This window comes from Mycobacterium sp. (assembly GCF_032161845.1).
Taxonomy (GTDB): Bacteria; Actinomycetota; Actinomycetes; order Mycobacteriales; family Mycobacteriaceae; genus Mycobacterium.
In genome coordinates, this window is the sequence record NZ_JAVRQA010000179.1 from 1 (window position 1) to 3,277 (window position 3,277).

Sequence of the window (3,277 nt, forward strand, 5' to 3'; positions counted from 1 at the left end):
TCAGCTTGGTGTAGGGCCAGCTGATCATCCGGTTGTCGGGACTCGGCTGCCAGACCTCCTCGGCCGACACCGGCTCACGGGTCCAGGCATGCGGATTTCCTTGGGCCACTCCGCTGAACCGCGACCACAGCTCGCCGATGCGGCGACGATGTGCCTCCGGCGCCTCGCCGGCCGAAATCCTCAGTGCCTGTTCGAAGAGGGGGTAGACGAAGGCCGGTCGGTCCAGATGGATCTTGATCTCGACGGGGCCCGCCATGGCAAACTGCTCGTCGGCACCGGCAGGCACCGCGACCGATTCATCCTGCTTGGTCCAGTCCAGTGTGCCTCCGGCTCGGCGGACCTTGGTTCGCGTCCGCCACGTCTCGGCGCCTGCTATCAGGATGGTGTCGACGCTTCCCCGTTGAATGTCGATGCACGCCTGGTTGACCAGTGATTGTGGGACGTTGCCCCCGATCGGCGTGTAACGGCTCTCCGCGTGGTGAGCGCGGATGCGTTGCGCCAGAAGCAGACCGGGGTTGGGATACCGCCACGACAGAAGGTTCACGATCCGGACCGAGTCGACGGACTCGAGTACCCGCGGGTCCGCGGAGACCCGAGCCGCCTGCTCCATGAGGTCGATGGGTTCGGTTGCCGGGTCGGATTCGCGCTGGTTGACCTGGCCGTAGCCGACGTGGACCGGCGTTCTGGGGTCGATGGGCATGGTCGCTCAATCCGCCGTGCAGCTGACGAACATGCCTGCGGTGGTGTCGATCACGGTCGTCATGATGGAACTCCTCGTCCTCGATCGGGTTCGGTCCAGCTGAATAGCACGCCTTCGGCGATCAAGCGATCCGTCTCGTCGGCGTCCATGTGCAGCACCTCGTGGCAGATCTCGCGGGTGTGCTGGCCCGGCATGGGGGCGGGGCGCTGCTCGGCGGCGGGAATGTGGCGATACGGTGCGCAACCCGCCTCGCTTGGCAGCGGAGCGGGCAGCAGCGGATGGATCATGTCGCTGAAGACGCGGCGCAGTCGGATCTGGGCATCAGCCAGTACGTCGGGGGGCCGGCACATCGCTCCGGCGGCCACCCCGGCCCGCTGAAGCCTCTCGACGACGGCATCCTTGGTCGATCCGCTTGTCCACGCCGCGATTTCGGCGCGAAGGGCGTGAGGGTCGGTGGGAACGTCGACGCGCCCCATTGCTGCGCCGATCGCTGCCCGGTCCTCGTCCGAGCGGATCGAGATCACGCACCACTCGTCCTCGCCCGCGCATGGATAGACGGCGTGGATGCCCGCGTCGTCGACGACCGCCAGTCCCGCCGTGCGGGCGGCTTCGGTGACGAACAGGGTGTCCAGCTGGTTCATCGCTGCTTCAGCCTGGGATATGTGCACGTGGGCGCCGGTCCCGCTGCGGTCGCGACGGACGAGTGCCGCGAGCGCGGCGATTGCGGTGATGCGGGCGGACACGTGGTCGGGAAAGACCGTGGTGGCATCACTGAATGCCGGTCGCCCCGCGCGCTCTTCGTCGTCCGAGGTCCACAGCCGCGTGATCCCGGTGCTCGCGCGCACGAGGGGCCCATAACCCATCCGCGTGCTCCATGGTCCGGCATCGCCGTAGGCGCTGCTCTCCGCGAGCACGATCCGGGGATTGATCGCGCGCATCTGGCCGTACGAAAAGCCGAGGGCTGCAAGGGTTCCCGGCTTGAAGTTCGCGAACACGGCATCGGATTCCGCGATGAGGCGACGAAAGATGTCCGCACCCGTCTCCGTGCGCAGATCCAGGCCGAGGCCGTACTCGTTGCGATGCGTCAGCGCGAAGGTCTCGCCCATGGACTGCCCGTCCCGGGTTTGACGCAACCCGTCCGGGTAGGAGGCGCTCTCGATCTTGATGACCTCGGCGCCGAGGTCGGCGAACAACCGCCCCAGTTCACCGCCGGCGACGATGACGCCCAAGTCCAGAACTCGGACTCCTTCGAGCGGTCGGCGCGTCGGGCCGCGCTCCGCTGCGGCCCGCTCCGGTCGCGACAGCCATTCCGCAGCATCCCGACCCGGGCTGGGTGCGGGCTGGCGAATGCCGGCGTGTCGGCCGTCGACCACGAAATTGCCTGCGGGAGCGGTTAATCCGACATCGCCGTCGCAGGCAAGCTCGGTGAGGGCGCCGACGGTCCGGAAGTGCTCAGAGGCCAACACCTCGGCCGGAGTATGCACGGCGGCGATGGGGACGCCGTGGCGTTGTCCCCCTTCGAGGAGCACTTCCATGGTGTGCCGCGAGAACAGCTCCCCGATCAACGCGCCGAGCTCGCGCGTCGCGGTGATCCGCGCGCTGAGGCTCTCGAATTTCGGATCCTGGAACTCCGAAGGTTCGCCGAGCCACGCGCGCATTCCGCGCCACTGCCGTCCGGACATCACGCAGATCCGGACGAAACCGTCGGCGCACGCGAATATGGGATAGACGTCCTGATTGCGCGGCCTGCCGCGCCACGCCGTGGGACGAACCTGGTTGGCCGCCGCCTGGCCCATCGACCCGAACGGTGGATCGAGGGCAAGAAGCACACCTTCCAACCGGGAGAAGTCGACGAAGTCGCCCGTGCCGGAGCGCATTCGGTGGTAGTACGCCGCCAACACGGCCCACGCCGCCTGAGCAGCCGCGGTGGCCGACGCGATCCCGTCGGGCGGGAGCACCGGGGTTCCCGTCGGTGGTCCAGAGCGTGAGAGCGCGGTCGACATCGCATAGAGCACCGGATCCGTGGCGCGCCAGCCTGCGCGCGGCCCCGTCGTGCCGAAGTCCGTGACCGACATGGTGACCAGGTGGTCGAAGCGGTCGGCGAGTTCGGCGCAGGACATGCCGAACGCCGGTGTTCGCCCGCTGTCCACGACGATGTCCGCGGCCTGCGCCAACCTCAGGAATTCTTGGTGTGAGTTCACGACAGCGCTGCGCTTGTTGGCGTTGTGGAGGGCGAACGGAATGCTGACGTCCCCCACTCGCGGCGGTGCGGTGCGCGCTGAGTTGCCGCCCTCCGGCTCGATCTTGAGAACGTCGGCGCCGAGGTCGGCGAGCAGCCGGGTGACCATGTCGGCGGTGCCGTCGCCGAGGTCGAGGACCCGCACACCGGCGAGAAGTGGCCCGACGTCGGTCACTCGGTGCCCTCCTCGATCGCTGGGACGCTGCGGCTGCCCGTGACCCTACTTGACACGTGTTAACCGCACTTTGCCCTAAAGCGTCGAGGTCTCGAGGTCACGGAAATGCCGCGCTCTGAGCTGGGAGAACGGCGAAAGCGCGTATGCTGGCTCGGTCATGACC

General features: G+C 67.8%; 2 protein-coding genes. Both read right to left on the reverse strand.

Going from position 1 to position 3,277, the window contains the following annotated elements:
- A partial coding sequence (locus QOD90_RS10310) for a beta-ketoacyl-[acyl-carrier-protein] synthase family protein (protein WP_526349263.1) occupies window positions 1-700 on the reverse strand: 700 nt, incomplete at its 3' end.
- 59 nt (window positions 701-759) lie between these two features.
- Window positions 760-3,114, reverse strand: coding sequence for a CaiB/BaiF CoA-transferase family protein (locus QOD90_RS10315; protein ID WP_526349265.1), 2,355 nt, complete (start codon window positions 3,112-3,114; stop codon window positions 760-762).
- Window positions 3,115-3,277: the final 163 nt, after the last annotated feature.